Annotated in this window: 5 protein-coding genes; all 5 read right to left on the bottom strand. The window is 48.1% G+C overall.

Annotation, left to right across the window (positions count from 1 at the left end):
- Window positions 1-1,614: sulfatase-like hydrolase/transferase (locus L0156_16845; protein MCI0604656.1), on the bottom strand; the 1,614-nt coding region annotated here is incomplete at its 3' end.
- Between the two features lie 130 nt (window positions 1,615-1,744).
- Window positions 1,745-2,092: a type II toxin-antitoxin system PemK/MazF family toxin gene (locus tag L0156_16840; protein MCI0604655.1), complete on the bottom strand. Its 348-nt coding sequence runs from the start codon at window positions 2,090-2,092 to the stop codon at window positions 1,745-1,747.
- Entirely contained in the window at window positions 2,089-2,319 is a 231-nt protein-coding gene (locus L0156_16835) for a ribbon-helix-helix domain-containing protein (protein MCI0604654.1), read from the bottom strand. Before L0156_16835 ends, L0156_16840 begins: the two co-directional genes overlap by 4 nt.
- 63 nt (window positions 2,320-2,382) lie before the next feature.
- Complete coding sequence (locus tag L0156_16830) at window positions 2,383-2,787, bottom strand: DUF1801 domain-containing protein (GenBank protein MCI0604653.1); 405 nt, start codon at window positions 2,785-2,787, stop codon at window positions 2,383-2,385.
- Complete coding sequence (locus tag L0156_16825) at window positions 2,788-5,115, bottom strand: sulfatase-like hydrolase/transferase (protein MCI0604652.1); 2,328 nt, start codon at window positions 5,113-5,115, stop codon at window positions 2,788-2,790.
- Between the last annotated feature and the right edge of the window lie 235 nt (window positions 5,116-5,350).

Genomic DNA, 5,350 nt, shown 5'->3' with positions numbered 1-5,350 from the left:
TCTGCTTAAAGCAGTGTAGGTCATGCCAAGATAGTTCAAATTATCCAGATTCTTGGGATCCGTCTTGACGGCGACATTCAGCTGCCGGATGGCCTCTTCATAATGCCGTGATTCATAAAGATACAAACCCAGTTTGCTGAGAATGATCTCATTGGTTACACCGTTGCTGATTGCTTTCTTCAGAAGCTCGACCGATTGTTCTGGAAAACCGAGGGAACTCCGGATAAAACCTGCATGCTCATAAGCGACAGAATAGTCAGGACGGTCCTCAATGATTTTATCAAGAATCTCGAGCGCTTTGAGGTCGTAACCTTTGTTGAAATAACTCAACGCAGAATCCACTCTGTTGTGAAAAGTGATGAGATTTTTAGGATCATCTTTTTCGCCGTACGTCTTCAGTGATTTCGTGGATCCGCCTGCGACGTAGCCCAGGGCCTTCAACTGCTCCAATGTCTCTTTGTCCATTTCGGCAGGCTTCGCTTGTTGTGCGCTGAAGGGCCGGAAATGGGTTGAGAACTTCGCCTGCCACAGATTGCAAAGCTGTTTGTCCGAACAAAGGTTTTTGCTCTCGCCGGGATCCAACCTAATATCGTAGAGTTCCCGAACAGGCAACTCGAAATATTTCATGGAACCGGAATAGAACCCCCGCAAGGGAGCCCAACCTGCGTTAAGCGACATCGAAAGAGATTCGAAATAAGAATCTGGCAAGCTCTGGGAACTGCCTTCAATCCATTTGACCAGAGAAATGCCTTGAGTTCTTGAGGGAAATGAGAGTTTTTGCAAGGCAAGAATTGTGGGAGAAATATCGATCAAACGCACGCGGCTTTCTAAGACCTTTCCCTGAAAGGGGGAAAAGATCAAGGGGATCCGGAGAGTGCTTTCATAAGCAAAGATGCCATGCGTTTTTTCCTGATGCTCGCCGAGACTTTCTCCGTGATCCGCTGTCACAACCACCAGTGTCTTTTTCTCCAGCGAATTGTCCCCCAGAAATCTCAACACTCTTCCAATTTGCCGGTCGACTTCCTGAATTTCTTCTACATAAGAACCTTTGTAAGGAAAATGGGGATCATAATAATGAAGGAAAGCAAACCATCGAGCCGCTTTTTTTGTCTCCAGCCATTTCAACGAAGCGTCAGTAATTTCCCTGGCGGATCGTTCCGGCATTGTAATCTCGTTGATGTTATTTACGGTAGGGTAGCTGTCATCATAGGTCTCAAAACCCTGATCCATCCCAAATCGCGAATCGAGCGGAAATGCGCCGATAAAAGCGGCTGTGCTCATTCCGTTTGCACGAAACACTTCGGCCAATGTAGGTACACTCTCTTTCAGGTAGAACCCTCCATTGTCCTGGACACCATGCGCAGGCGGAATCAATCCGGTCATCATAGAAACATGAGAAGGGAGAGTAAAAGGAGCTGGAGAGACCGCGTTTTTGAAGAGCACTCCGGAACGGGCGAGTGAATCAATTGCAGGAGTTTTTACTTTTGTGGAACCGTAGCAGCTCAGGTGGTCGGCCCGCAATGTATCAATGCTAATAAGGAGGACGTTATCAAAGGCCAGAACCGTCGAGCTTAAAAACAAGAGCAGGCAGACGAGGACCGGAGCAATTCTCATCACATTTCAAATCCATGAGTATAGGAGAATCGTCGATTATTGCAAATCCACGGCGGAGGACGCCGAGGGGCGCGGAGGCTAAATAAGAAATTCCAATGATTGCACTTCTCAGAATCATAAAACTTAACCGTTAAGACAAGCCCAAGCTTACGGCTATTGCATCATCGACTTCACTCAATTTCGCTTTTCCTATGTTCCCCAGCTTTTTTATGAGACGTCCTTTATCAATAGTAAGAATTTGGGCCAGGTTGATCATTGAAGGTTCCCGCAAACCCCTTTCCCTCCGGTCCAAAAGTACTGTAACAGGATATTTTTTCAATGTTGTTGTAATTGCTGCCAGAATGGTTGTAGCCGCATATTGATTCCCTGTGTCGTTTTGAATGACCAGCGCGGGACGAACACCCTTTTGCTCGCTTCCCCGTCCAGGATGAAAGTTCACGAGCCAGATATCGCCCCTCCGGCAAGTCTCTGAGTTCATTTTAAAATCTCATAGGCCGCGGGCAGGTTAGCTTCCGCTATCTTTTGATCCTCAGAGGCCATGGTGCGGTAACCCTCGATCAACTTGTTCTGTCTCTGCGAGCGCTGCCAACACCTGATTGCTTCTTCTACAAGACGGCTCCGCGGTTTTCTACTCTTTGATGAGATACGGTCCAGTTCCTGCAACAGATCCTCGTCCAACGTTACCGTAACTTTGTTCCTACTCATAACCTTCCTTCCTGTCATATAGATTATATGGTAATCTACCTTACTCAACAACTTGTGTGCCGATTATGGCCCCGTGCGTAGCGCAAGAGCCACTTTCGCTCCTTGTACGATCAACCAGATCAAATCGTCATCCAAATACTCATCCCTTTGGCGAATCCGTACAAATCGCACTTGAGTCCCTTTGCCTTCCATCAGATTTTGGGGGTCCTTCATTGCGATACCGTATTCAAAACCCAGTAATACATCGTTCTCTTTTTTTTGTGGAGCGATACAGCAAAAATAAGTGCTCTTTGTTCCGTGCAGCAAACGGTATCCGATGACTCTCCATCCCGTATACACTTTCTCAACAACGCCCGGAAAAGTGGAACGGACCAGATCGCGAAGATATTCGGCAATCTCGCGCAGGTTTTCCGGATAATCACTCAAAAATTCACTTGGGGCTAACTGAGCTGCAGTTTTTGTGCTCACTCAACCCCTCTCACCGATTCTCTTTTCAATGGCAGCCAGGAGTTTTTGAGCCGGTTGGAACTCCGGCTTTTGCCGCACAACATGCTGCGCCATCCTGAGGGCTTCATCCAGATTTCGGTCCGCCATCAAATTTGTTTCTGCCAGTGAATACGAAGCTTGCAAGTCGCCCGGAATGATCTTCAAGACCTGCCGGAATGCTTCAATCGCGCCTTCCAGCTGCCCCGCCTGACGATAAAGCAAACCGAGATTGTTTTGCGCCATATAGTTAGAAGGATTGATCGCGATTTCCTTTTTGTATTCTTCAATTGCCTTGAGTTGCTCGCGCCGGGCTTCATACATCTGCGCGAGGTTATAGTGCAATGCTGGTTCTTGCGGCGTCAATTCTATTGCTGCTTTCAGATTTTCCTCAGCGCGGTCCACATCATTCGCATTGAAATAGAGCTCGGCCAGTGAAGAATGAATTTTGGATCGGGCCGCATGTCCTTTTGTTTCCAGCAGAGACTTCCGGTAAGCGTCGACTGCTTTACGGAAATAGAAATCCGCGCGGTCAGGTTGGTTCACCGTCCGGTATAGCCTGGCCAACCCAACAACGGCTGGAAGATAGTCTTTTTGAAACTTAAAAATTTCACCGTAATATTTTTCCGCCTCAGGATATTGTCCGGTCACCTGATAAGCCTGGGCCAGATTGTACAGAGCCTGGGGATAGTCGGGACGAAGCAGAATTGCAGTCTGCAGTTCTCGGATCGCCTGAGGATATTGCTGAAGGTGAGCGTGAGCAATCCCCGCCAGATAATGAGCATCCACTATTCTCAGGTTTTCTTTCGGACTGACCAGCGGCGCCAGCTTGTCGATTACGCCTGAGTAATTCTTCTCACCCATGGCCGTATACGCATCGGCGAGATTGCGATGCAAGCCGATCTTATCCTTGGGATCAATTTTTCTGCTTTCAGGCGTCGACTGAACTGTTGTGGAAACATATCCCAACGCTCGCAATTTCTCTTCCATTTCGGGATCCACTTTTGTGGTGGACTGCAAATTCTGAGTCGAAACAGTTTTCAAAATGTTTTGCAGGTCCTGATTCAATTCTTGCGCGATGGAATTCTTTTGTTGGATCATGTTATTGGTTTCACGCGGATCGGATTTCCTTGCATACAGCTCGGCCTTTGGCGCATGAATGTATTTGTAATCACCGGTCGTCATGCTCTCGAGTGGACTCCAACCATAGTGCAGCTCGCCAAACTTACTTTCGCTGTAAGCGACTCTTTTCTCCTTCTCTTTCCCTTGAATCAGCGTAATAAGACTCTTTCCCTGCATGGATGGATCGGGAGTGATGCCGAGCCAATCGAGCACTGTCGGCGCAATATCACTATGTCTGGCCAGATCCCTGATGGTCTTTGCTTTTCCTTCAGGCAACCGGATCAAAAGTGGCACCTTTACCGTGCTGTCATAGAGAAAAATACCGTGTGTAGGTTCCCCATGCTCCCCCAGGCTCTCCCCGTGATCCGCGGTGAGAATGAGAATGGTTTTATTCATTAACTGAAGTTCTTCCAGTTTTGCAACGAACTTCCCGATCGCTTCATCTGTGTAAGCTATCTCTCCGTCATAGCTGTGGGACGCATATTCCGTTTTATAAGGCTCAGGAGGCTTGTACGGATCGTGTGGATCGTAAAAATGGATCCAGACAAAAGTTTTCTTATCTTTGTTCGCTTGCAGCCACTCTTCGGCTTCTTTTTCAGTATCGGCTGCGCGTCTTTCAATTCCTGCGCCGGGCGCTTCTTCAACTCCCGATTCTTCGAAGTTGTCGAAATAAAAATCAAATCCTTGATCCAGTTGTTGGCGGGAATCGAGAACAACAGAGGAAACAAAAGCGGCGGTCGTGTAGCCATGAGCCTTCAGCGTCTCAGCAAGCGTAGTAATTTTCGGATCCAGCACAAATGTGGCGTTATCTCTAACTCCATGCTTTATCGGAAGAAGGCCGGTAAGGAGAGAAGCGTGTGAAGGCAGGGTCAGCGGCACCTCTGCAATCACATCCTGAAATAAAAGGCTGCTTTCCGCAAGACGATCGATGTTGGGAGTTTTGACGTCCGAATATCCGTAAACCGGAAGATGATCCGCCCGCAATGTATCGATCGTTATCAGCACCACGTTCTGATTTTTGAAGGCTCCCGTGCCGATCCTCATGCCGGAGTAGTTCGCTCGAATCAGTAGGAGTACGGCGATACCGGCTACGGCTAAAAGGAGGATGGCGAGCGCGATTCGAAGACGGGTAGGCTTGTGAGATGAAACCGGCTGGATCGCAGGCGGGTTTTTCCTCTTTTTCTTCGACATTGTGATTCTTTAAGCATAACCGCCAAGCCGCCAAGGCGCCAAGAAACAAAAAAGGTACTTCACTCTTGGCGTCTTGGTGTCTTGGCGGTTTGCCTAAAAGAAAAAGGGGCGATGTTTGCACATCGCCCCGAAGAAAAAGCACTAACTAGAAGCTGTACTTGAATCCCAAACGAACTGCGCGAGGAGAAAGGTTCTCCTGCAATGCGTTGAAGGAACCAGTGGTTACACGGCGTTC

It is taken from the genome of bacterium, from assembly GCA_022616075.1.
Taxonomy (GTDB): domain Bacteria; phylum Acidobacteriota; class HRBIN11; order JAKEFK01; family JAKEFK01; genus JAKEFK01.
This window is presented reverse-complemented; position numbering and strand designations above follow the sequence as displayed.